The organism is Tropicimonas sp. TH_r6 (assembly GCF_033101155.1).
GTDB lineage: Bacteria > Pseudomonadota > Alphaproteobacteria > Rhodobacterales > Rhodobacteraceae > Tropicimonas.
The window spans coordinates 149,966-171,719 of the sequence record NZ_JAWMPX010000006.1; the positions used below are offsets into that span (position 1 = coordinate 149,966).

The following is a 21,754-nucleotide window of genomic DNA, read 5'->3' on the forward strand; positions in this document are numbered from 1 at the left end:
GCCGCAACCAAGCCCCCGAAGGGCAGAGCGGGCTGGTTTCATCGGACCTCGCGGGGAGGGATGACGGAGGCTTCTCTCCGACTGTCTCCGGGACCATATCGCAGATCCGGGTTCCGAATGGCGATGGATCACGGACAGGGCATGCTCTAGCATTCGAGCCGGCGCACTTGAGCATCCGGATCACCGGGCACGGCGCCGGACGGGTCGCCAGATTTCGGCGGCAAGCCATGCGAGGGAATGATGACTTCGGACCAGACGATCCTTTTCGCGCTGTTTGGCGCTGTATTCGCGATGCTGCTCTGGGGCCGCGTCCGCTACGACCTCGTTGCCTTCGCGGCATTGCTCGCTGCGGTGGTGTTGAAGGTCATCCCGCCCGAAGACGCCTTTGCCGGGTTCGGGCATCCCGCGACGGTTGTTGTGGCGCTCGTTCTGGTCGTGTCGGCGGGGCTGGTCCGGTCCGGCGCGGTCTTCCTGATCACTCGCACATTGGTCGATTCCTCGCGCAGCCTGGGCGCTCATATCGCCTTCATGGGCGGAATCGGCGGCGTGCTCTCGGCCTTCATGAACAATGTCGCAGCCCTTGCCCTGCTGATGCCGGTCGATATCCAGACCGCCCGCAAGGCCGGGCGGCCGGCGCGGCTGTCGCTGATGCCGCTCTCCTTCTGCACCATCCTCGGCGGCATGGTGACGCTGATCGGCACGCCACCCAATATCATCATCGCCGGCATCCGGCGCGACCAGCTCGGCGAGAGTTTCGGCATGTTCGACTTCGCCCCCGTGGGCGGGGTTGTTGCCATCGCCGGGCTCGCTTTCGTGGCGCTGATCGGCTGGCGGCTGGTGCCGAAGGCCGAAGGAGATGGCGCGCTGTCGGAGGCGCGCGAACATGCCAAGGATTACGTGGCCGAACTGAAGATCCCGGAGGGGTCGGACCTGGCTGGTACCCGGCTCTTCGAAATCTATGACGTGGCCGAGAAGAACGATGTCGCCATCATCGGCCTGACGCGGGACGACAAGCGCCGCTTCGGGCTGCAGCGCAACACGCTGTTGCGGGAGGGCGACTCGATCGTCCTGGAGGCCCGGCCGGAAGCGCTGGACGAGTTCCGCGCCGCGCTGTCACTGGATTTCACCGACGCGGACGAGAAAGAGCGCATCGGCCTTGCCGGCGAGGGGCTGGCCATTATCGAGGCCGTGGTCCCGGAGAGCGCCCGCATTGCCGGGAAGACGGCCCGGGCGCTCGGGCTTGCCTGGCGGCGGCGGACGGTGCTGCTGGGGATCTCGCGCGAGGGGCGCCGGATCACCAAGGAGGTCCGCAAGACCGAGGTCCGTCCGGGCGATATCCTCCTGCTGCTGACGCCGGAAGGCGATGAAGCCATGGTGACTGACTGGCTCGGCGTGCTGCCGCTGGCCGATCGCGGCCTTGTCGTCACCGATTTCGCCAAGGTCTGGCTGGCCATCGGGATTTTCGCCGCCGCGGTCGCTGCCTCGGCACTCGGGCTGATCTACCTGCCGGTGGCGCTTGGCATGGTCGTGCTCGCCTATGTGCTGACCGGGGTGTTGCCGCTCTCCGAACTCTATCGGCATATCGAGTGGCCGGTGGTGGTCCTGCTCGGCTCGATGATCCCGCTCGGCGCGGCGCTGGACGCGTCCGGCGGCACGGCGCTGATCGCAGGCGCGTTGCTGGGGCTCGGCGAGGGCTGGCCGGCCTGGGCGCTGCTCACACTTCTGATGGTCGTCACCATGACCCTGTCCGACGTGCTCAACAATGCCGCCACGGCCGTGGTCGCAGCCCCGGTTGGCATCCAGATGGCGACGAGCCTCGGGGTCAACCCCGATCCCTTCCTGATGGCCGTCGCGGTGGCCGCCTCCTGCGCCTTCCTGACGCCCATCGGGCACAAGAACAACACGCTCATCCTCGGCCCGGGCGGGTATTCCTTTGGCGATTACTGGCGTATGGGTCTGCCGCTGGAATTGCTTGTCGTCGTGCTGGCAGTGCCGATGATACTGCTGGTCTGGCCGCTCTAGACCCGCCATCCGCTCCCTGAAACGCAACGGGGCTCCCGAAGGAGCCCCTAAGACGGAAATCTGTGCTGTGTCCTACGCGGAGGGCGTCTTCTTCGCGCGCGGCTTCCGGGCGGTCTTGGCCGGTGCCTTGGCCTTTGTTTCGGACTTGGTCTCGGGCGTTGCAGCCACCTTCGGCGAAGCGGCTTTCGCAGTCGCGGCCTTGGACGAGGCCGGTTTCGAAGCGCTTTTCGAGGCACGCGGTTTGGCCGGCGCCTTGCGCGCCTTCTTCTTCGGCTGGGGAGCGGACAGGGCATCAATGGCTTTCAGCCAGTGCGCCTCGTCGCGCCCATGCGGCTGGCCTTCTTCAAGCCAGAAGAGATAGGCGGCTTCGCGGATCTGATCGTCGGTCAGGTTGGGTTGAGTCATCGCGGTATCCAAATATGTCACGGCATCCGATAGGATCGGTAGCGCTAAACTATGGGTTGCGCACGAGAGTTCCAAGACGTCGAGTCCCTGAAACGCAAAGAAAAGCGTTGTGGCGGAACAGACCGGCGGTCTTTCTCCGAATTGCATGGGTTTTCGGCGGGAGCATGCCGAGGAACCTCACCGGGACGTCTACGCCCGGCCATGTCCGCGTCGCCCCATGGTTGCACCTTCGCAACCGTCGACGTCCAGCATGCGACCTGATGCGTTCGGACAGACACGCTTGCTTGCCAACCGTCCGCTCAACTGTCAGCGTGGTGTCGAGACCAGACGCCGCCAAGGCACGGAGGGCGACGGTCTTGTCGTAACCATTGTCGACTGACGGCATCCAGCCGGACGTCCCGTTCAGGAAACGAAATGGAAAGGCAAGCAATGAAGCATCTCACGACACTCACGCTCGCAACGCTCGCGCTCTTCACACAAGCCGCGACGGCGCAGGACGCGGCGCCCGCTCCGGTAGCGACCGACAGCTGGTCCTATGAGCTGAAAATCTATGGCTGGGGCACCGAGGTCTCAGGCGAGGCCCTGGGGGCCGAATTCGAGATCGGCTTTGACCAACTGCTCGAAAATCTGAACTTCGCATTGATGGGCGGTGTCGTGGCCCGGCGGGGCGACTGGGGCTGGTATGTCGAAGGCAACTACGCCCATATCAGCGCCGATAACGCGATCTCCTTCGAAGTGCTGCCGGGCGCACCGGCGGGCGGCATTGATGTCGATGTCGAAATGACCGTCGAACAATCGGTGCTCAATTTCGGCGCCTCCTATCGGCTTGTCGAGACAGACAGCTATCGGCTCTACGGCACGCTTGGCGGGCGCTACCTGGGGCTCGACACCGAGTTGAAGGCGGACGGCCCTCGTCAGAAACGGCGCGCGAGCGGGTATCAGGACAGCTGGGATCTTACGATCGGTGTGAACGGGCGAGCGGATATCAACGAGGACTGGTTCGTGCCCTTCGCCTTTGATATCGGCACCGGCCAGTCGAACCTTACCTGGCAGGCCTGGGCCGGCATCGGCTACGAGTTCAACCGCAGCGATCTCGTCTTCGGCTACCGGCATATGGAATGGGATCTCGGCGGTGATGATCTCATTACGGAATACAAATTGAGCGGCCCGGCGATCCTCTGGAACTACCGGTTCTGACGGCGGGTCGGCTCCGCTGATCGTCTCGCTTCAGGCCGGCAGCGGCTCCAGCAGCCCTGCTCCGGAGGCCCGGTTGGAATTGACCTCCGTGCCAACCCGGTTCCAGGTCAGACACCCGGCCGGGGCGGGTTTCATCAACACGGCCGCGCCATGCCCCGCCTCGCCCAGCCAGAGCGGCCAATCCGGCTCCGACAGGATCACCGGCATGCGGTGATGCAGCTCTTCCATGCCACCGCCGGCCGCGCAGGTGACAAGGGCGACACAGCTCAGCCGCTCGCCGCCCGCCTCCCAATCCTGCCAGATCCCGGCCAGCACCATCGGCGCACCGTCGGCCGGCCGGATATACCAGGGCAACCGCGCCCCATCCGTGCCCTTCGTCCATTCATAGAACCCTGTCGCGGCGACAAGACAGCGCCGCTGCCGGACGGCGTCGCGGAAGGCGGGTTTTTCGGCGATGGTTTCGGCGCGGGCGTTGATCAGAAGCGGGCCGTCATTGGGTGCCGTGTACCAATGCGGCAGGAAGCCCCAGCGCATCGGTCGCAAGCGCCGTTGACCTTCCGCCGAGACCGCAACGGCGATCTGGTTGGTCGGGCAGATATTGTAGCGCTCGCCCACGGGCAGGTCATTCGAGGGCGCCGCATCGAAAAGCCGCGCCATCGCCTCGTTGGGCAGGAGATTGACCAGTCGTCCACACATGGGCCCAGACTAGCGCGCGCCCTGCCCCGCCTGCAACGCCGCTCAGATCACCCGGACCTGGGTGCCGATGGCCACCAGCGGGAAGAGCTGGGCGACCTGCTCGTTGTAGAGGCCGAAACAGCCCGAGGAGGACGGGCGACCGATCTTGCGCGTGTCATGCGTGCCGTGGATCAGGTAGGCCGGCCAGTCGAGATACATGGCATGGGTACCCAGCGGATTGTCCGGCCCGGGCTCCACGGATTGCGGCAGGTCCGGATCGGCCTCGCGCATCGAGGCGGTGGGCGTCCAGGTCGGTCCGACCTTCTTGCGCACGATCTCGGAATAGCCGCGCCGTGTCAGGTCCTCGGTCTTGGGCACCGAGGTCGGGTAGACCCGGAAATTGCCATCCGGCCCCCAATAGGTCAGCGCCCGGCTGTCGACGTCGCAGACGATGGCGCCAAGGCCGAGTGTTTCGAAGTGATCGTTCCAGTTGCGTGTGGTGAAGCTGGAAATATTGCGGGTCGCGCCGGTCTCTGGCCGATCCAGCGCTCCGAGCCCTTGCGCGCGCAGAAGCGACGGGGCGGCGAGTACGGGAAGGGTAGCCAGTCCGGCCAGGGCGCGGCGGCGGGAGATATCCTGGGTCATGAAATCAGCTCGATTGCTTGCCTGTTCGCAGCCGATTTGGCAGAGACCGGCCGCGCGGTCCAGAGGATCAGGGGCGGCACACGCGAAATTGAGCCGGTCTTTGCCAATGCATGTTGGGGACCCGACGCACCGGGTTGCCGGCGGCTGCCGGCAAGGCATTGCTCCCATCCACCTTCAGGGATCTGGCACGGCACTGATACTCCAACGAAGAACTGGCCAGATCAGCGGATGCCCAGGACCGGGATATCGACACGGACACGCCGTCGGATCGGCTCTTTGGCGTCATCACAGAGCTTGCCGCCAGTCGTCACCTGACTTCGTTGCCCTTGTCGAGGCCGTGGCGTTTGAACAGTTTCACGCCATTCGAGACCCAGACGGTGTCGGCTCGGGCCATTTTGTGTTACGTAGGGTAAGTTATTTCTTTGAGGAGTATTTCAATGTCTACCGCTTTTAGACTGATCGTGTTTGTTTGCGTGACAGCCCTTTTTTTGTCCCTGACCTCCGAAGCCCGCGCCCAGCAGGAGGCCCCTGTCATTGACGTTTTTTCCTATGAGAAAGTCCGGAAAGATGGTCGGGACTGGATCTACCTGAGTTGGCGGGTCCAAAATACCGACCGTGTCTACCTGTTCTCGAACGGTCAACCGGTGGACTCCCGCAGCCAGTTGCCCGACGGAACTTTCGGCTGGCCGCCCGTGCTGAATGGGAGTTTCGGCAGCGGTGCATCCACGGGCGATTTCACGTTGGTCGCGCAGAACCCGTTCGGCAGGGTCGAGGCCCGAGGGAAGATCGGCGCCGATGGGTGCCTTGCCTGGCTGACACCGCCGGACAAGAACTGGACCCGCTGCCGTGCGGGCGGGATCATCGCCGCAAACCTCGGCACAGGCGGGCAGGCTTCAGGCACCGGCAAGGTGGTCGTGACCAATGGGCGGTGCGAGGCCGTCGGAGTGGTCCACGCGGCTCGAGGCTTCGCCGCCAAAGTACCCCGCAACCCCTTGAATCCAAAGGGCTCTATTGACACATTTGTTCTGGACCATGTGGTCCTGCGCAACGAGAGCCGCAACGAGATCAGGCAATTCGCCCTGCGGTCCAAAGGCACCGGAAAGACACGAAGCTACCACGCCACGGGCCTGCGGCCGGGCAACAGCTATGTTCTGGGCCTCCCCGGCGGTTGGCGCGCGGACCCGCAGTTCATCCGGTTCAACTGTCCACGGCGCGAAGGCACCGTCAGGCGACATCTGACCGAGATGACCGCGCTTGGTTTCAGCTCCGACTGACTGCAACGGTGCGGGCGAAAGGCCGGATGGCCGGCAGTCTTGCCATTCCTGCGACCTGAGGCATCTCGACGGTTGGGCGACGGGCGGTCACGAGCCGCCACGACTGCGCGCGAACGCATCAAGTGCCTTGACGCCATTGGGCGTCAGACCGTAGATCCCACGCTCCACCCGTTCGAACCAGCCATAGTGATCGTCGGCCATCATCCGCGTCGCCGTCTCGACACCGGTCGCCCGGGCCACCGCCGCGCCCCGGCTCGGCCCGTTCTGCGCAAGATGGGCGGCGATGCGCATCGCGTCCTGCCGATAGGCCGTCACCAGCCCGCGCCGCATCGACCCGCCGACATTCGGATCGCCCTCGCGGCGGGCGAATTCGCGCAGCAGCCGCCCCTTGCGCGCCTTGACCTGTCGCGGCGCGTAGGGCGCAGGGTCCAGATGCACTTCGACATGCCCGTCCTTGAGCCGCACCGTGATAAGCCCGATCCCCAGCCGTCGACAGAGGCTGCGGTTCTCTTTCAACGCCTTCATGAAGCGCCGCCCCGGCCCGCGCGGCACGGCAATATAGACGAAATCGCTGATCGACTGGCGCGCGATTGCCTGGTGAAACAGGACCAGAGAGAAACCTGTCTTCAGCTCGACGATCACCGGATCGGCCTCGCCCACACGACAGGCGACCACATCGGCCGCGCCGACCTCTGCCTTCACCTCGTAGCCCTGGGCTTCGAGGAAGGCCTTCACCGGCAAATAGAGATCGGATTCCTTGGGGCGGGACGTCATGCGCTCCCCTGTACCGTCAAGCGGCGAAGGTGACCAGAAGCAGCGCCAGCGCGCCCCATCCGGCGATAACCGGCAGGACCCTCCAGTAATCGCGTTCCTTGGGCAGCGACCAGCCCGGCGCGCCACGGGCATCCGCCACCGTCGCGAGGCTGGCAATCGGCCAATAGACCGTTACGCCGAGGGCTGCGGCCAGCAGCGCTGGCGCCCAGGGCGCGCCAAGAGCCTGGCCCAGCAGGGCGAGGCCGAGCAGCGGCGTGTAGAAGACGAGATCCGCGACGGCGAGCCCCCACCAGAAAGCCCGACCGACCCGGGTGATGCGTTCCTCGGGTTCCTGCGACCCCATGCGGACCCCGATCTCGTATCGGATCGCCGCCGGGCATTGGGCGATGGCAAGATAGCCAAACAGCGCCCAGCCGGGCACCTGGACGAACCAGAAGGTGACACTCTCCAACATCGCGATCGCTCCGGGCAGCATCCCGGAGATCATGGCGCGTCAGGTCGAAACTGTCGTTGCTGCAGGTCAAACCGGGCTCACAATCCGTCGTGAAACGCCTCGATCAGGTCCTTCACCACGGCTCGTGTGGCCGCTTCCGCACCCGCGCCGGCCGCAAGCCCCTCGTTATAGACCGCGCGTTGCCGGTCCGCCGAGTTGCCATCAGCCACGAGTTGCTGCACGGCCTCGACTTCCGAAAGGCAGCCGAGCGCCTCGGCATCCTCGGCCAGGACCTCCACCATCTCTTCGGCCAGCAGCGTGAAAGGCACAATCTCCCGCTGCCCGAAATCGATCATCCCCTCATTCAGCCCGTAGCGTTGCGCGCGCCAGCGGTTCTCCCCGATCAGCACGTTGTCATAGAGCCGCCAGCGCTGGTTGCGCGCCGCCAGCCGCCAGAGCATCCGCGTGAAACACTGCGTCAGCGCGGCAATGGTCAACGTGTGTTCCAGCCGCGTGGGCACGTCGCAGACCCGCGTTTCAATGGTCGGGAAGCGCGAGGAGGGGCGCAGGTCCCACCAGATTTTCGAGCTGTCCTCGATGATTCCGAGATCGACCAGCGCGCCGGTCATCCGTTCGAACTCGGCCCAGGAGTTGAGCTGCGGCGGCAGGCCGGTGCGGGGCAGGTTGTCGAAAACGGTCAGCCGGTAGCTCGCGAGCCCGGTATCCTGCCCCATCCAGAAGGGCGAACTGGCCGAGAGCGCCAGCAGGTGCGGCAGGAAATAGGTGAGCTGGTTCATCAGGTCGATGCGCTGTGCCGGGCTTTCGACACCGACATGGATATGCATACCGCAGATCAGCAGACGCCGCGCGACACCGGCCAGTGCCTGTTCCAGCTCGTTATACCGGCTCTTGTCGGTATGCATCTGCTGCTTCCAGTCGGCGAAGGGATGGCAGGAGGCGGCGATCGGCGCCAACCCGTGGCGCCCCGCGCAGCGCGCCACGGTCGAACGCAGCCGCTTCAGCTCGTCACGGGCGGTGGAGATGTCATGGCAGACCTTGGTGCCGACCTCGATTTGACATTGCAGGAATTCCGGGCTGACCTGCCCCTGCATGGCGCCTTGGCATTCCTCGATCAGCGCCTTGGGCGCATTGGCCAGTTCCAGACTCTCCCGGTCGACGAGCAGGTATTCTTCCTCGATCCCCAGCGACAATGCGGGCGCGATACGCGACATGGCTTCCCTCCCTCGTCTGGCCTCAGCGTGGCAGAGCGGCAAGGGCCGCGCAAGCGCCGGCTGTGCAACGGCTTGACATCGGCGCGTGGAGCCGGACAGGGTCCGGCACGACAAGGGGAGAGCGGACAGGATGGGTGACAGGATCGTCGTGGCCACGGTGACACGCAATCGCCCCGTCATGCTCGGCCGGTTGCTGGACTCGCTGGCGCGGATCACCCCGCCCGAGGATACGGAGCTCGATTTCATCGTCGTCGAGAACGCCGAGACGCTGAGCCTCGCCCCGCCCGCCGCCACCTTGCCCGGACCGCTGCACCTGCTGAACGAGCCGGAGCTCGGCATCCCCTTCGCCCGCAACCGCGCACTCGACAGCGCACTGGAAATGGGCGCGGACTGGCTGGTCTTTGTCGATGACGACGAGACCGTGCGCCCGGACTGGCTCGCCGAACTCCATGCTGGCGCCGTCAGGGCCGGGGCCGATCTTGCGGCGGGGCCGGTTGTCCCGGTTGCGCCGGACGGGGCACTGACGCGCAGCGAGCAAGCGATGATGGATTACTATACGCGCATGGCGGAGGAACGGCAGACGCGTATGGCCGCGCAGATGGCTCCCCGCGACCTGCCGACAAATAACTGGATCTGTCGCCTCGCCGCCGCCCGAGAGGTCGGGCTGCGCTTCGACGAGGCGCTGCGGATGACCGGCGGCTCGGACACGCGCTTGTCGCGGCAGGCCGTGGAGGCCGGGCTGAGAACGGGCTGGATCGCGGCGGCTGTGGTCGAGGAAGAGATGCCGCGCGCCCGGCTGACGGCGGGCTATCTCTTCCGCCGGGCCAAGTCACAGACGCTTGCCAAGATCGAGTTCGAATACCGCGCGAAGGGCAAGCCGATCCTCGGCAAGGCCCTGTTCCACATCCTCGCCAAAGGGGGCGGCGGCGCGCTGCGCTGGCTCGCGGGGCTGGTGACCGGGAGCGACACCCGCCTGCGCGGGGTCCGCTCGCTCGGTGTCGCGGCCGGCTGGGCGCAGGCCGCGCTTGGCGGCCGGAGCCGCCTCTATGACCGGGTCATCGGATCCTGAACGCGGCGCGTCAGGAGGCGATATCGACCTGCTCGACTGCACCGCTTGCATCCAGGATACAGTTCCAGTTGGTGCCGGTGGCGCTGTCTTGAAGCGTGACCAGGCGACCATCGATCAGGCTCTCATTCGAGACCAGGGCCGGAGTGCCGCCGGTGCCCGCCGCGGCGGAGACGGCGGCCTTGCAGGTGGCGACCTCGGGCGGATCGATCACAACGTCGGTACAGGCTGCCAGCGCGGCAAGGAAAACGGCCGGAACGGCAAGGCGGAAAAACGGCATGGAGACATCCTCTAATCTGTCACTTGCGACCGAATGCGCGGGCCGCACGTTCAGGTTACGCCTTATTCCCGATCTGGCAAGGTGGACATGCAATGCAGCGGGAAAGAAGCGCCCCTGCCCCCCGCAGACCGGCCCGCGCGACCACTGAGTGGTGCTTTCCGCATGCTCCGAACCGCTTGGATGGATGCCGGAGCCTGCCCGTCCTCATCCATCCGTTTCAACGCGCCGTGTCAGATCTTCTGTCCGAACCCGCAATATACAGCAGAACGCACCCGACCATGAGCGCCGCGGCGAGCAGAAATGCGAGACCGGGCATGTGAAAACTCGCCTCTTCTCGTGTCGAGAAGTAGAAGACCTGGGTCATGACCAGCGGTGCGAGCACGGTGGCCAGCGAGATGGTCGAGGTTATGACGCCTTGCAACTCGCCCTGCGCATCGTCGGGGACCTGTTGGGACATGACGCCCTGCAACGCGGGAACGGCGAGCGAGCCGAGCGCGGAGATCGGGGTGAGGATGAGCGCAAGCGTGCCGGAGGTGATCAGTCCGAGCGCGGTCAACAGCCCGACCTCGAAAGTGAGGCCGAAGAGGATCGTGCCATTCTCGCCGAAAGTGCGCAGGAAGGGGCGGACCAGCCCCGCCTGCACGATCGTGTAGCCAATGCCGAACAGCGCCAGCGACGCCCCCACCATCGTCGTGTCCCACCCGAAGCGGACCGGCGTGAAATAGGCCCAGATGGCCGGGTAGACGTAGAGTGCGAACTCGTAGATCGCGAGCACGGCGAGGAGGCGGCCGAGGCCGGGCAGCTTGCCGACATGCAGGATCGCGCCGAACGGATTGGCGCGGCGCCAGGTGAAGGGGCGGCGGATGCGGTCCGTCACGGTTTCGGGCAGCACAAACCAGCCCAGCACCATGTTGAGCGCGGCGAGGATGGCGGCGGCGATGAAGGGCGCGCGCGGGCCGAAGGCGCCGAGCAACCCGCCGATCGCCGGGCCGATAACGAAACCGACGCCATAGGCGGCATGGGTCAGCGCAAAGCGGGGCGCCTTGTCCTCGGGGCGCGAGATATCGGCGACGAAAGCCATGGCGGTGGAATGGGTCGCCGCGAGGATGCCGCCGACAATGCGCGCGGCCAGCAGCATCCAGATCGATCCGGTCACCGCCATCACGAGGTAGTCGGCGGACATCACCGCAAGCGAGATCAGCAGAACGGGGCGGCGCCCGAAAGCGTCCGAGAGCGAGCCGAGCACCGGGCCGAAGAGAAATTGCATCACTGCGAACCCGGTGGCCAGAATCCCGCCCCAGACCGCCGCCTCTCCCAGCGAGCCGCCATTCACGTCGCGGATCAGCTCCGGCATGACCGGCAGAATCAGCCCGATCCCCATCGCGTCGATGACCAGCGTCATCAGGATGAAGGCGAGTGGGAGCCGGTGGCCGCCGGGTGCCGGGCCGGGTTTCGAATGGTCGGCGGTGTCGTTCAAGACGGGCCTCTCAATGGCCGATTGCGGTCAGGAACTGCTGGAGCCGGTCGGAATAGGCATCGGGCTGCTCAACGCAGGGAATATGACCGGCGGCGCGCAGCAGGTGGAACTCGGAGCCCCTGATCAACTCCGCCGTCTCCCGAACGAGATCGGGCGGGGTCGAGCCGTCCTCGGAACAGGCGAAGGCAAGCGTCGGCAAGGTGAGCGCAGCGGTCGAGCTGTAGAAGTCGGTCCCCGCGATGGCGTGGCAGGTGCCGACATAGCCCTCCTGCGGCGAGCGTGTGACCATGTTGCGCCAGAGCTTCAGCTCGGCGGTCTCGCGGAAGGCGCGGGTGAACCATTTCTCCATGATCCCGTCCGCCATGGCCTCGATGCCGCCAGCTTCGATGCCGGCGATGCGGTCGGCCCAGGTTTCACGGGTGCCGATCTTGGCAGCGGTGTTGGAGAGCACCATGGCACGCACCAGATCCAGCCGCTTGGCCGCGAGCCCTTGTGCGACCATGCCGCCGACCGAGAGTCCGATGAAGACGCAGTCCTTGACCGCTAGCAGGTCCAGCAGCCGTTCCGCGTCCCGAACCAGCGCGCCCATCGAATAGGGCGCGGGCGGGCAGTCGGAGAGGCCGTGACCGCGCATGTCATAGCGGATGACGCGGTATTTCTGCGGCAGCCGGGCAACAACAGCGTCCCAGATGCGCAGATCTGTGCCCAGCGAGTTGGCGAAGACCACCGGCGGCCCTGACGGGGTCCCATCTTCGCGCCAATGCAGCGCCACGTCTCCGAGATCCGCCATTTGCATATCTGTTCTCCCGCTGATGCTTCGGTCTCTGCGTATCCAAGCGCGCGCCTCGGGGGAAGGGCGGAAGTGGGCGGAGGGCGTGGCGGAGGACGTCGGGCCGGACCGATGCGCCTTCCCCATGATCGCTCCTTCGAGCGGGAAATCGAGCCGATTGAGCGCAGTGAAACCGGGCGCATGCGACACGGCATCACGTTCTTCGACACGGACTTCTGGCCTTTGAACGCGACCCACCTGCAAGAGGAACGCGCCTGCAAACGCCCGGTTGCAACCAGTTGCAACCCTGACATTCCAACGCCGCCTGCGACCAATTCGGCACAGCCGCGAAAACGTTTGCTTAATTGATCCGTATCAAGGTACCTCCGCGCGGGGTGCGTAGCTTCACCTCAGTCGAGTCCGGGTCTGGGCCGCACGCCGCAAGGCGCCCGACGACCCCGGCCTGGGCCTATGCGATGCGAAGGAGGAGCGCGCGCATGTCCAGTAGCGACAGCCAAGGGAGCGCCCCGGCCGACCAGCCAGGGCAGAAAATCATGCACAGTGACGAAATGAGCAACGCGACGGGGTTCCCCATCGTGACCCGGACCGATTTTTCGGACACGACCTTCCTGCTCGAGGTCGAACATCCCCAGATGGCGCGTGCGGCGCGTCCGGGTCAGTTTGTCATCGTCATGCTCGACGATCACGGCGAGCGCATCCCGCTCACAATCGCCGATTTCGATCGCGACAAGGGTACGGTCACGCTGGTGATCCAGGCCGTCGGCAAGTCGAGCCGCGAGATGCAGACGCGCTGCCAGGTCGGCAAGACGCTCTTCGGCCTCGCCGGCCCGATGGGCATCCCGAGCGAAGTTTCGCACGCGAAGAAGGTCGTCTGTGTCGGCGGCGGTCTCGGCGTGGCGCCGATCTTCCCGCAGGCGCGCGCATTCAAGGAGGCCGGTGCCTATGTGATCGGCGTCGTGGGCTTCCGCTCCGCCAGCCTCGTCTTCTGGGAAGAGAAATTCCGGTCCGTTTGCGACGAATTCGTGATCTGCACCGATGATGGCACGGCCGGCATCAAGGGCTTGGTAACCCAAGGCATCGAAACTGCGATAACGACTCATGGCGATATCGATGAGGTTGTTGCCATCGGGCCGCCGATAATGATGCGGGCCTGCGCGGAGACGACGCGGCCCCATGGGGTCAAGACGATGGTGAGCCTCAACCCGATCATGGTGGACGGCACAGGGATGTGCGGCGGCTGCCGTGTGCGGGTGGACAACAAGATCAAGTTCGCCTGTGTCGACGGACCGGATTTCGACGGCCACGCGGTGGATTTCGACGACCTGATGGCGCGCCTGCAGCGCTATCGGCCGCAGGAGGCGGCAGCAATGGAAAGCTGGTCGGACAGCTGCAAGCGGTTGCAGCCCCAAGAGGAGGGCCGCTGAGATGGCACGCAAGACGATCCGCTCGATCCCGCAGGAACGCGCGCCCATGCCGGTGCTCGACGCCGAGATCCGGGCGACGAGTTTCGACGAGGTCTCGCTGGGCTTCGACCAGCAGAACGCGCTGGTCGAGTGCGAGCGCTGCCTGATCTGCCCGGAGCCGGCCTGCGTTGCCGGCTGCCCGGTGGAGATCGACATTCCCGGCTTCATCCAGAAGATGCTGAAATCCGACTACCAGGGCGCCTGGGACGTGTTGACGGACTCGACCTTCCTGCCGGCTGTCTGCGGACGGGTCTGTCCGCAGGAAGACCAGTGCGAGGGCGTCTGCGCGGTCGCGGTGAGCGGCGGGCTGGAACCGGTTGCCATCGGGCGGCTGGAGCGTTGGCTTGGCGACAAGGCAATCGAGCAAGGCTGGCGCAAGAAAAGCCATGTCGCACCGAACCGCTTCAAGGTCGGCATTGTCGGCTCGGGCCCCGCAAGCATGGCCTGCGCGGCGGACCTGGCCAAGGCTGGCTGCAAGGTCACGGTGTTCGAGGCGCTGCATGCGCCCGGCGGCGTGCTGCGCTACGGCATCCCGGAGTTCCGGCTGCCCAATTCGGTGGTCGATGCCGAGATCGCAAATCTTGAGGCGCTTGGCGTCGAAATCCGCTGCAACACGCTGGTTGGGCGGCTCTTCACCGTCGAGCAGATGCTGGAAGAGATGGGCTTTGACGCCGTCTTTATCGGCACCGGCGCGGGCACCCCGAAATTCATGGACATCCCCGGCGAGAACTTCAACGGCGTGCTCTCGGCCAACGAGTTGCTGACGCGCTGCAACCTGATGCATGCCGGCGATTTCCCGAAGTTCGACACGCCGCTCGAGGTCGGCAAGAAAATCGCCGTAATCGGCTCGGGCAATACCGCGATGGACGCGATGCGGGTCTCGAAACGACTCGGCGCCGAAGAGGTACATTGCGTCTACCGGCGCACCGAAGCCGAATGCCCGGCGCGACTGGAGGAACTGCACCACGCGCAGGAAGAAGGCATCGAGTTCCACTGGCTGACGGCGCCCGTCGAGCTGCTGGGCGACGCCAACAACAATGTGCGCGCGATGCGCTGCCTGCGCATGGAGCTTGGTGAGCCGGACGACTCGGGTCGGCGGCGGCCGGTGCCCGTACCGGGCAGCGAGTTCGAGTTCGAGGCCGACACAGTGGTCTATGCCATCGGCACCTCGCCCAACCCGATTCTTGGACAGACCTCGAATGTCCAGCTCAACAAATGGGGCTATATCGACACGGATGACGAGCTCGCGACCTCGCTGGCCGGCGTCTATGCCGGGGGCGATATCGTCACGGGCGCGGCGACGGTGATCCTGGCAATGGGGGCGGGCCGTCGCGCGGCGGCGAGCATCCGGCGCTATCTCGGCATCCGCGATTCAATGAGCGTCTACGAGCCGGAAAATACCGGCTTCGAGAACACGCTTTTCGGCATCGACATGTCCGAGAAGAACTTCGTCCATCTGCGGCAGATCTAAGGGAAGAGCAGTAAAATGACATCGGAGAGCACGCAGGTTCTGGAGAAACCTTCGGAGGAGCGTCCGGTACGAGGCCGGCCCGCGGAGGTGATCCCGGAACACATCGTCGAGATTGTCTCGGATTCGGGCGAAGGGGCGCAGCGTTGCGGCCAGTCGCTGGCCTCGATCGCGGCGCGCAGCGGCATGGGGATCTGGACGGTGGAGATCATTCCCGCCGAGATCCAGCCGCCACAACGCTCCATTGCCGGAGCTTCTGGCAACCGGGTGCGCATGGCGGCCGAACCGGTGACCAATATCGGGGATCAGGCCGATCTCGTCGTCGCTTTCAACGAGCAGGTCCTGCTGAGCCGGCTGCGCGCCGGCGAGGTCAAGCCGGGAGCGACCATCCTGATCGAGAGTGCCTGGGAAAAAGACCGGGATGCTTCTGTCGCGACCGCCTATCTCAAAGTCTGTGCCGAGGTGCGCGAGCAGGGCTACAAGCTCATCGAAGTGCCGATGGGGGCAGAGTGCCAGAAATACGTACCCGATCCGCGCAAGGGCAAGAACATGTTCGTGCTCGGCATGCTCTGCGCGATCTACTCTCTGGATCATGACAAAGCGCAAGCGCAGGTTCGCTATATCTTCGCCAAGAAGGATCAGCGGATCATCAATGCCAATATCGAGCTGCTGGACGCGGGCCGTGCATGGGCCGAGACCAACCTTGACCTCGCCTACAGCATCCCCGCCCCGCCTGTGGCCGAGAAACAGGTGGTGATGAACGGAAATGCCGCGCTGGCTCTCGGGACGGTCGCCTCTGGCATGGAAGTCTGCGCGATGTATCCGATCACGCCGGCAACCTCGGCCTCGCATTACCTCTCCTCGATTTTCGAGAAAGTCGGCTGCGTCGTGCATCAGGCCGAGGACGAGATCTCTGCCTGCGCCTTCGCCATCGGCTCTTCCTATGCCGGCAAATGCGCCGTGACGATCACCTCCGGGCCGGGCCTCTCGCTCAAGCAGGAAGCCATCGGCCTCGCCGTGATGTCCGAAATCCCGCTCGTGATCATCAACGTGCAGCGGGGCGGACCGTCGACCGGCCTGCCGACCAAGGTCGAGCAAGGGGACCTGATGTCCGCCATGTTCGGCTCCCATGGCGACGCGCCGAAGGTGGTCATGGCAGTCTCTTCCATCGAGGACTGCTTCCACTCGGTCATCACCGCGCGCAAGATCGCGGAGACCTTCAACATGGTGGTGGTAATCCTTTCGGACGCCGCGCTGGCGACCGCGCAGCAGCCCTTCAAACGACCGGATTTCCGCGCCGACTGGCTGGCACCGCCGGTCAACCAGAGCGCCGTGCCGGACCATGCACGCCCCTATGACTGGGACGAGCGGACCGGCATCGCCACGCGGTTCATCCCCGGCCAGCCGAACGGCATGCATTGCCTGACGGGCCTCGCCCATGACCGCGACAGCCATGTCGCCTATGATCCGCAGATCAACGAAGAGGGCTTGCTCAACCGCTCCCGCAAGCTCGCGGCCTTCCAGAAGACGCTGCGCCTCGAGCCGGTCTTCGGCGGCGACGAGGGCGAGCTTCTGCTGCTCGGCTGGGGCTCGACCCGTGGCGCGATGCAGGAAGCCGTCAGCCGGCTGCGCGCCGAGGGCCACAAGGTCTCCTCGCTGCATCTCAAGTTCCTGCAGCCCATGGCCTCGGGGATCGACGAGGTGATGAAGCGCTTCGACCGCGTCATGACCATCGAGAACAACTGGAACGACCCGGTTTCGGACCCGCTGATCGACAGCAACAACCGCCGCTACTCGCACCTGGCGATGCTGCTCAGGTCGCGCTGGTTGGTGGATGTCGATTGCTGGGGCAATGCCCGCGGACAGCCGCTCAAACCCGGCGAGATCCACGATGCCGCCCTTGCGAAACTCAACCAGGCCCGGGGAGAAACCCAATGACCGCCTCCATGAGCCAGAGCCTGGCCCAGATGGTCCAGACCGATTACGAGATCGGCGATTACCAGAGCTCGATCGCGCCGCGCTGGTGCACCGGCTGCGGCGACACCGCGATCCTGACCGCGATGCAGCGCCTATGCCGCGACGAGCAGCTGCCGCCGGAGAAGACGGTCTGCGTCTCCGGCATCGGCTGCGCCTCGCGCCTTCCGCATTACATGAATGCCTATGGCTTCCACGGCATCCATGGCCGCGCCCTGCCGATTGCCGAGGGGATCAAGATCCGCCGGCCGGATCTGAGCGTGTTCATCACCACCGGGGACGGCGATTGCTGCTCCATCGGGGCTGCGCATTGGCTACATGCGGTGCGCTACAACATGAACATGACGATGCTGCTGCATGACAACAACGTCTACGGGCTGACCAAGAAACAGGCCTCGCCGACCTCGCCGAAGGGGCTTTCGACCAACACCACACCGACCGGCGCATCGCTGAACCCGCTCAACCCGCTGACCGTGACGCTGGGGATCGCGAATGTCTCCTTCGTTGCCCAGGTGGTCGACTGGATTCCGGAGCTGCTCTACGAGGTGCTGCAAAAGGCCTATCATCACAAGGGCTTCTCCTTCATCCGCATCCTGCAGCGCTGTCCGAATTTCATGGACCACCATTTCGACGCCTGGATGCAGGACCCCGCGCGCACACGCATCCTGACCCATGGCGACGGCTTGCGGCTGCGCCCGGAGATGAGCCGGGTTTACAAGAACCAGGAGACGCATGACCCGCGCGACATGGCCCGCGCGCTCGCGCTGGCGGCGATGCCGGACGAGGTGCCCGTGGGCATCCTCTACCAGAACCCGGAGGTGCCCTGCTACGACGAGCTGCGCGCGGGCGAACGCCCGAACACGCCGGCGCTGGTCGAGACGGTGCTGAACGAAGAATTCGACAAGGTCGGGATCTGGCCTGCCGAAGGCGAGGCGTAAGATCATGGAACACGGACGAATTTCTCCTAATCCCGCCGCGCGCGAACCGGTTTCCGTGCCGTTGCGCCCGGCGCTCTATGCCCGCTTCGGCGATCTGGCCGAACTGCGTCATGACTACCCGTTGGTGTTGATCGACCGGGCCGAGGGCGCACCGCTCTTGCGTCCGCTCAGCCGCATCATCGACGACACGTTGCAGAAGGTCGCCCCGGCGGATCTGACCGGCGAAGCGTTGCGCCAACAGGTGCTTCGTCTCGAGGAGGATATCCGCCGCAAGGTGATGGCGAACGAGGAGGGCCGGCTGTCGGATCTCTGGCGCGAAGCGGCGGCAGAGATGGTCGAACGCGAGGGCCAGGCGCCCTTCGGCGAGATCGACAACAACCTCGAGACCGCGCGCAAGAAGCTTCCTCTGGACGGGATGGTCATCGGCTGCGACGCCGCCACCCCCGGCAAGGTGCTGGGCCACGCCTGGAGCGCCAAGCAGGCAGCCAAGGCACGGCGCTTCCGCAAGATCGTCGATGGGCTGATCCTGCGGCTGAGCGACATCCTCAAGTCGGACCACATGAAATCCGACGAGGCGCATGACGCCGGCGCGCTGGCTTCAGCCATGGGGGCCACCGCCGATGGCGAGATCGATTTCGGCGTACTCTCGGATGTGCTGCACCGCGCACGCCCCGAGGATCGTTTGCCAGCGGACCGGGTCGCCCGGATCGAACACGCGCTTCGTGTGCTCAAGGAGCAACCTTTCTTCGCGCCTGGACGGGCCTCGGATCGCGGACCGGAACGGCGCGACCCCTATAGCTACAGCTTCGACAATTGCTCGGATGCGCTGGACGCCTATCGGGACCGGCTGCCAGATGTGCTCGAATTCACCAAGGCGGTGACAGTTGCCGAGTTGGAGGTGGAGAACAAGTATCGCCCGGAGCTTCATGACCCGATCTTCGAGCGCTTCGAGACCAGCGACCTCTCGGCAGAACAGATCGGCCTGCTGCCTTCCGCGCTGGTATGCCTGCGCGACGGCGAAACGCTCTCGGCGGAGATCGCGCGCAGCTACGAGGCGCTGGCCTGCGGGCTTCCGATCACGGTGCTGATCCAGGTCGACGACCTGCTTGGTCCGACCTCACCCGAGCCGCCGCAGAACAGTTTCGGCGCCGGCACGGCGCGGTTAGCGGCGATGGCGATGGGGCTGAACAACGCCTTCGTGCTGCAGACAACGGCGGCGCATATCCACAAGATGAACGACGCGCTGGAGCGCGGCATGCGCTACGAGGGGCCGGCCTTGTTCTGCCTCTATTCGGGTGCCACGCCGAGCATGCCCGAAGTCGCGCCCTATATCCTCTCGGCCGCGGCCACCGAATCCCGCGCCTTCCCAAGCTTCACCTACGATCCGTCGGCAGGCGATGACTGGGCGGCACGCTTCGATCTCGCGGGCAACCCGCAGACGGACATGGACTGGCCGTTGCATGGCTTCGACTACGAAGACGCGGAGGGACAGAGAGTTCAGGAGGATCAGGCCTTCACCTTTGTCGACTTCGCGGTCTGCGACCGACGCTATGCCCGGTTCTGCCACGCGATCGAACATTCCGAATGGTCCGATGAGATGTTGCCGGTCAATGTATGGCTGAAGCTCGACGCTACGCAGCAGCGGCTCCATACGCCCTACGTTTCGGTTGTGAATCCCAAGGGCGGGCTGTTCCGTGTCGGTATCGACGGCAAGATCACGGAAGCAGCGCGGCGTTGTCTCGACGGCTGGAAACGCCTTCTCGAGACGGGCGGGATCAACAACTCCCACGCCATCCGTGCGCTGGCCGATGACCGGCTGCGGCGGGAGGACGAGGCACGCAAGACCACCCCGGTCGAGCACGCCGAGCCCCCTGCCCCGGCCAATGCCGAGCTTGCCACGGCAGCGGTCGAAGCCGAGGTCGAGGCGCCGGCGGTTGACCCGGTCAGCGATGGATCGCCCTGGATCGAGACGCCCCGCTGCACGACCTGCAATGAATGCGTTCAGACCAACAGCGCGCTCTTCGCCTATAATGGCGACATGCAGGCCTATATCGCCGATCCAGATGCCGGCACCTACCGCCAGATCGTCGAGGCGGCGGAAGGCTGCCAGGTTTCGATTATCCATCCCGGCCTGCCGCGCAACCCCGACGAGCCGGATCTCGAAGAGCTGATCGAACGCGCGGCCGCCTTCAACTGAGACCGCACCTGACAGCAAAAACGGCACCGCCCTCCTTCTGGGCGGTGCCATTGTTCGTCTGGTCTGTGCGCATGATTCTGAGACGCACGGAGCGGCTGCCGCGACGGAGATGCAGGTTTCCTGTGGCGTTGCCGCGCCGCTTGTGATCTTGGGCAGTTGGCTTGCCCTGATTCCCCGGGCCGGTTTCAATCCCGGGAGTTTCGACATGACCCGCCTCAATCAGATCAGCATCGTGAAGACGGCGCAGATGGCCAACACTTTGAAACTCGTTCAGAACGGGAAGGTGGTTGCCTCCGTGGTCGTACTCGACGACAAGACCGCCGAGCTGCGGGACCACCGGGATCGCCCCATGGGACGCTTCGATGACGCGACCGCGGCCATTTCCGAGTTTGAAAAAATGAGTGATTTCGAAGAGATAGAGCTCGATTTGTGATCTTATTGCAAAGCGGCCTTGTCTTTGCGACCCGCGCCCCCCATGTTAGGCGGGCAACGTTATCTCTCTGACCACTGTCTCCCTTACCCGGCTTCAGTATCGACATTGATCTGACCGAGCCGGGCTGCCGCATGTACGCGGGCAGCAAACATACAGGAGACATCACATGGCCAATGGCACCGTGAAATGGTTCAACGCCACCAAAGGTTTCGGCTTCATCGAGCCCGAAGGCGGGAAACGCGACGTATTCGTCCATATCAGCGCACTCGAGCGCGCGGGCATCTCGGCCCTTGACGACGGTCAGAAAGTGACCTTCGACATCGAGGCTGGCCGTGACGGTCGCGAGTCCGCGACGAACCTGGCACTGGCCTGACTTTCCGGGGCGCTCTCTGAGCGCCCCGATCCACACGACTTTTCCCGCGCTTTAGGTTCCGGGAAAAGAAAACAGTGTTTCACCACCACGCAGATCTGACGCTACAGATCTTTCCAGCGCTTCTTGTCTTCGTGGCCGAAACACTGAAACGGACCGCTCCTGCAAAAGCTTCGCATTCCGCGGTCCCGGCGGACTCGCAACACGGCCTGATTGCTGTCGGTATCCGATAAACCGCCACGACCACTCCAACACCAGTTTTCAACAAACCGGCGCGGCCCGACCAGCGTCGATTCAGTTCACGAATGGAAATCCACTTTGAAAAACCACAACATGATCAACAATATCAGCTCCGAGCTTTCCCGACTTGTCACCTGTCTCGGACCCGCTCCGACAGATCCCCGACCGGCCGAAGAAGCCTATGACATCTATTCGGAGATCCGCTTCGCCCGGAACCGACGCGCGACCGCCCTGGCCGCAGTCTGTTACTGGTGCGGCCTCAACCCGAGCGACGCGCTCGAGCATGAAACCAACTGGGCCTGACCGGGCCCAGCTGACCACGGGCCCGTCGCCAACAGGCGAACGGTCCGCTGTCCGACCCGCGCCTGAGAGCGCCGCTCGACATTGCTCCCGACGCGTTG

General features: G+C 64.9%; 22 protein-coding genes. 13 read left to right on the forward strand and 9 right to left on the reverse strand.

The window, feature by feature from the left end; genetic code table 11:
* Nucleotides 1-240: 240 nt before the first annotated feature.
* Entirely contained in the window at nucleotides 241-2,022 is a 1,782-nt protein-coding gene (locus R3X27_RS08495; protein WP_317708417.1) for an SLC13 family permease, read from the forward strand.
* 72 nt (nucleotides 2,023-2,094) lie between these two features.
* Here R3X27_RS08495 and R3X27_RS08500 read toward each other — a convergent pair whose 3' ends face one another.
* A complete protein-coding gene (locus R3X27_RS08500; RefSeq protein ID WP_317708418.1) occupies nucleotides 2,095-2,427 on the reverse strand; it encodes a DUF2934 domain-containing protein in 333 nt (110 codons plus the stop codon).
* 429 nt (nucleotides 2,428-2,856) lie between these two features.
* Here R3X27_RS08500 and R3X27_RS08505 point away from each other — a divergent pair, with 429 nt between their 5' ends.
* Nucleotides 2,857-3,624: a hypothetical protein gene (locus tag R3X27_RS08505; protein WP_317708419.1), complete on the forward strand. Its 768-nt coding sequence runs from the start codon at nucleotides 2,857-2,859 to the stop codon at nucleotides 3,622-3,624.
* A gap of 30 nt (nucleotides 3,625-3,654) precedes the next feature.
* Here the strand turns inward: R3X27_RS08505 and R3X27_RS08510 are convergent, their stop codons facing one another.
* Entirely contained in the window at nucleotides 3,655-4,320 is a 666-nt protein-coding gene (locus tag R3X27_RS08510; RefSeq protein WP_317708420.1) for an SOS response-associated peptidase, read from the reverse strand.
* A gap of 42 nt (nucleotides 4,321-4,362) precedes the next feature.
* Nucleotides 4,363-4,944, reverse strand: coding sequence for a L,D-transpeptidase (locus R3X27_RS08515; protein ID WP_317708421.1), 582 nt, complete (start codon nucleotides 4,942-4,944; stop codon nucleotides 4,363-4,365).
* A gap of 437 nt (nucleotides 4,945-5,381) precedes the next feature.
* Here R3X27_RS08515 and R3X27_RS08520 point away from each other — a divergent pair, with 437 nt between their 5' ends.
* On the forward strand, nucleotides 5,382-6,218 hold the full coding sequence (locus R3X27_RS08520; protein ID WP_317708422.1) for a hypothetical protein: 837 nt from the start codon (nucleotides 5,382-5,384) through the stop codon (nucleotides 6,216-6,218).
* 87 nt (nucleotides 6,219-6,305) lie between these two features.
* On the opposite strand, the gene R3X27_RS08525 is transcribed toward R3X27_RS08520, so the two are convergent.
* The 3 genes from R3X27_RS08525 to R3X27_RS08535 all read right to left on the reverse strand — a co-directional run bounded on the left by R3X27_RS08525 (nucleotide 6,306) and on the right by R3X27_RS08535 (nucleotide 8,657).
* Nucleotides 6,306-6,992, reverse strand: a complete 687-nt coding sequence (locus R3X27_RS08525) for a DUF2161 domain-containing phosphodiesterase (protein ID WP_317708423.1) — start codon at nucleotides 6,990-6,992, stop codon at nucleotides 6,306-6,308.
* 16 nt (nucleotides 6,993-7,008) lie between these two features.
* Nucleotides 7,009-7,446 (reverse strand): hypothetical protein, encoded by a 438-nt coding sequence (locus tag R3X27_RS08530; protein ID WP_317708424.1) that lies wholly within the window; start codon nucleotides 7,444-7,446, stop codon nucleotides 7,009-7,011.
* A gap of 77 nt (nucleotides 7,447-7,523) precedes the next feature.
* A complete protein-coding gene (locus R3X27_RS08535) occupies nucleotides 7,524-8,657 on the reverse strand; it encodes a carboxylate-amine ligase (protein ID WP_317708425.1) in 1,134 nt (377 codons plus the stop codon).
* 130 nt (nucleotides 8,658-8,787) lie between these two features.
* Between R3X27_RS08535 and R3X27_RS08540 the strand changes: the two genes are divergently transcribed.
* Nucleotides 8,788-9,726, forward strand: a complete 939-nt coding sequence (locus R3X27_RS08540; protein WP_317708426.1) for a glycosyltransferase family 2 protein — start codon at nucleotides 8,788-8,790, stop codon at nucleotides 9,724-9,726.
* Nucleotides 9,727-9,736: 10 nt separating this feature from the next.
* Here the strand turns inward: R3X27_RS08540 and R3X27_RS08545 are convergent, their stop codons facing one another.
* The 3 genes from R3X27_RS08545 to pcaD form a co-directional block, all read right to left on the reverse strand.
* Entirely contained in the window at nucleotides 9,737-10,003 is a 267-nt protein-coding gene (locus R3X27_RS08545; protein WP_317708427.1) for a hypothetical protein, read from the reverse strand.
* Between the two features lie 217 nt (nucleotides 10,004-10,220).
* Nucleotides 10,221-11,480, reverse strand: coding sequence for a TCR/Tet family MFS transporter (locus R3X27_RS08550; protein WP_317708428.1), 1,260 nt, complete (start codon nucleotides 11,478-11,480; stop codon nucleotides 10,221-10,223).
* 10 nt (nucleotides 11,481-11,490) lie between these two features.
* Complete coding sequence (pcaD, locus tag R3X27_RS08555) at nucleotides 11,491-12,276, reverse strand: 3-oxoadipate enol-lactonase (protein WP_317708429.1); 786 nt, start codon at nucleotides 12,274-12,276, stop codon at nucleotides 11,491-11,493.
* A gap of 105 nt (nucleotides 12,277-12,381) precedes the next feature.
* On the opposite strand from pcaD, the gene R3X27_RS08560 reads away from it, so the two are divergent.
* The 9 genes from R3X27_RS08560 to R3X27_RS08600 all read left to right on the forward strand — a co-directional run bounded on the left by R3X27_RS08560 (nucleotide 12,382) and on the right by R3X27_RS08600 (nucleotide 21,656).
* On the forward strand, nucleotides 12,382-12,618 hold the full coding sequence (locus tag R3X27_RS08560) for a hypothetical protein (protein WP_317708430.1): 237 nt from the start codon (nucleotides 12,382-12,384) through the stop codon (nucleotides 12,616-12,618).
* Between the two features lie 185 nt (nucleotides 12,619-12,803).
* A complete protein-coding gene (locus tag R3X27_RS08565; protein ID WP_317708431.1) occupies nucleotides 12,804-13,694 on the forward strand; it encodes a sulfide/dihydroorotate dehydrogenase-like FAD/NAD-binding protein in 891 nt (296 codons plus the stop codon).
* 1 nt (nucleotide 13,695) lies between these two features.
* Entirely contained in the window at nucleotides 13,696-15,204 is a 1,509-nt protein-coding gene (gene gltA / locus R3X27_RS08570; protein ID WP_317708432.1) for an NADPH-dependent glutamate synthase, read from the forward strand.
* Between the two features lie 15 nt (nucleotides 15,205-15,219).
* Nucleotides 15,220-17,139 carry a 2-oxoacid:acceptor oxidoreductase subunit alpha gene (locus R3X27_RS08575; RefSeq protein ID WP_317708433.1) on the forward strand — a complete coding sequence of 640 codons (1,920 nt, stop codon included), beginning with the start codon at nucleotides 15,220-15,222 and terminating at the stop codon, nucleotides 17,137-17,139.
* Nucleotides 17,136-18,113: a thiamine pyrophosphate-dependent enzyme gene (locus R3X27_RS08580; RefSeq protein ID WP_317708434.1), complete on the forward strand. Its 978-nt coding sequence runs from the start codon at nucleotides 17,136-17,138 to the stop codon at nucleotides 18,111-18,113. The genes R3X27_RS08575 and R3X27_RS08580 overlap by 4 nt, the downstream gene beginning before the upstream one ends.
* A 4-nt stretch (nucleotides 18,114-18,117) precedes the next feature.
* A complete protein-coding gene (locus R3X27_RS08585; RefSeq protein WP_317708435.1) occupies nucleotides 18,118-20,310 on the forward strand; it encodes a ferredoxin in 2,193 nt (730 codons plus the stop codon).
* Nucleotides 20,311-20,515: 205 nt separating this feature from the next.
* Nucleotides 20,516-20,743 carry a hypothetical protein gene (locus R3X27_RS08590; protein ID WP_317708436.1) on the forward strand — a complete coding sequence of 76 codons (228 nt, stop codon included), beginning with the start codon at nucleotides 20,516-20,518 and terminating at the stop codon, nucleotides 20,741-20,743.
* 166 nt (nucleotides 20,744-20,909) lie between these two features.
* Nucleotides 20,910-21,116, forward strand: coding sequence for a cold-shock protein (locus R3X27_RS08595; RefSeq protein WP_317708437.1), 207 nt, complete (start codon nucleotides 20,910-20,912; stop codon nucleotides 21,114-21,116).
* 315 nt (nucleotides 21,117-21,431) lie between these two features.
* Nucleotides 21,432-21,656, forward strand: a complete 225-nt coding sequence (locus R3X27_RS08600) for a hypothetical protein (RefSeq protein ID WP_317708438.1) — start codon at nucleotides 21,432-21,434, stop codon at nucleotides 21,654-21,656.
* The last annotated feature ends 98 nt before the right edge of the window (nucleotides 21,657-21,754 follow it).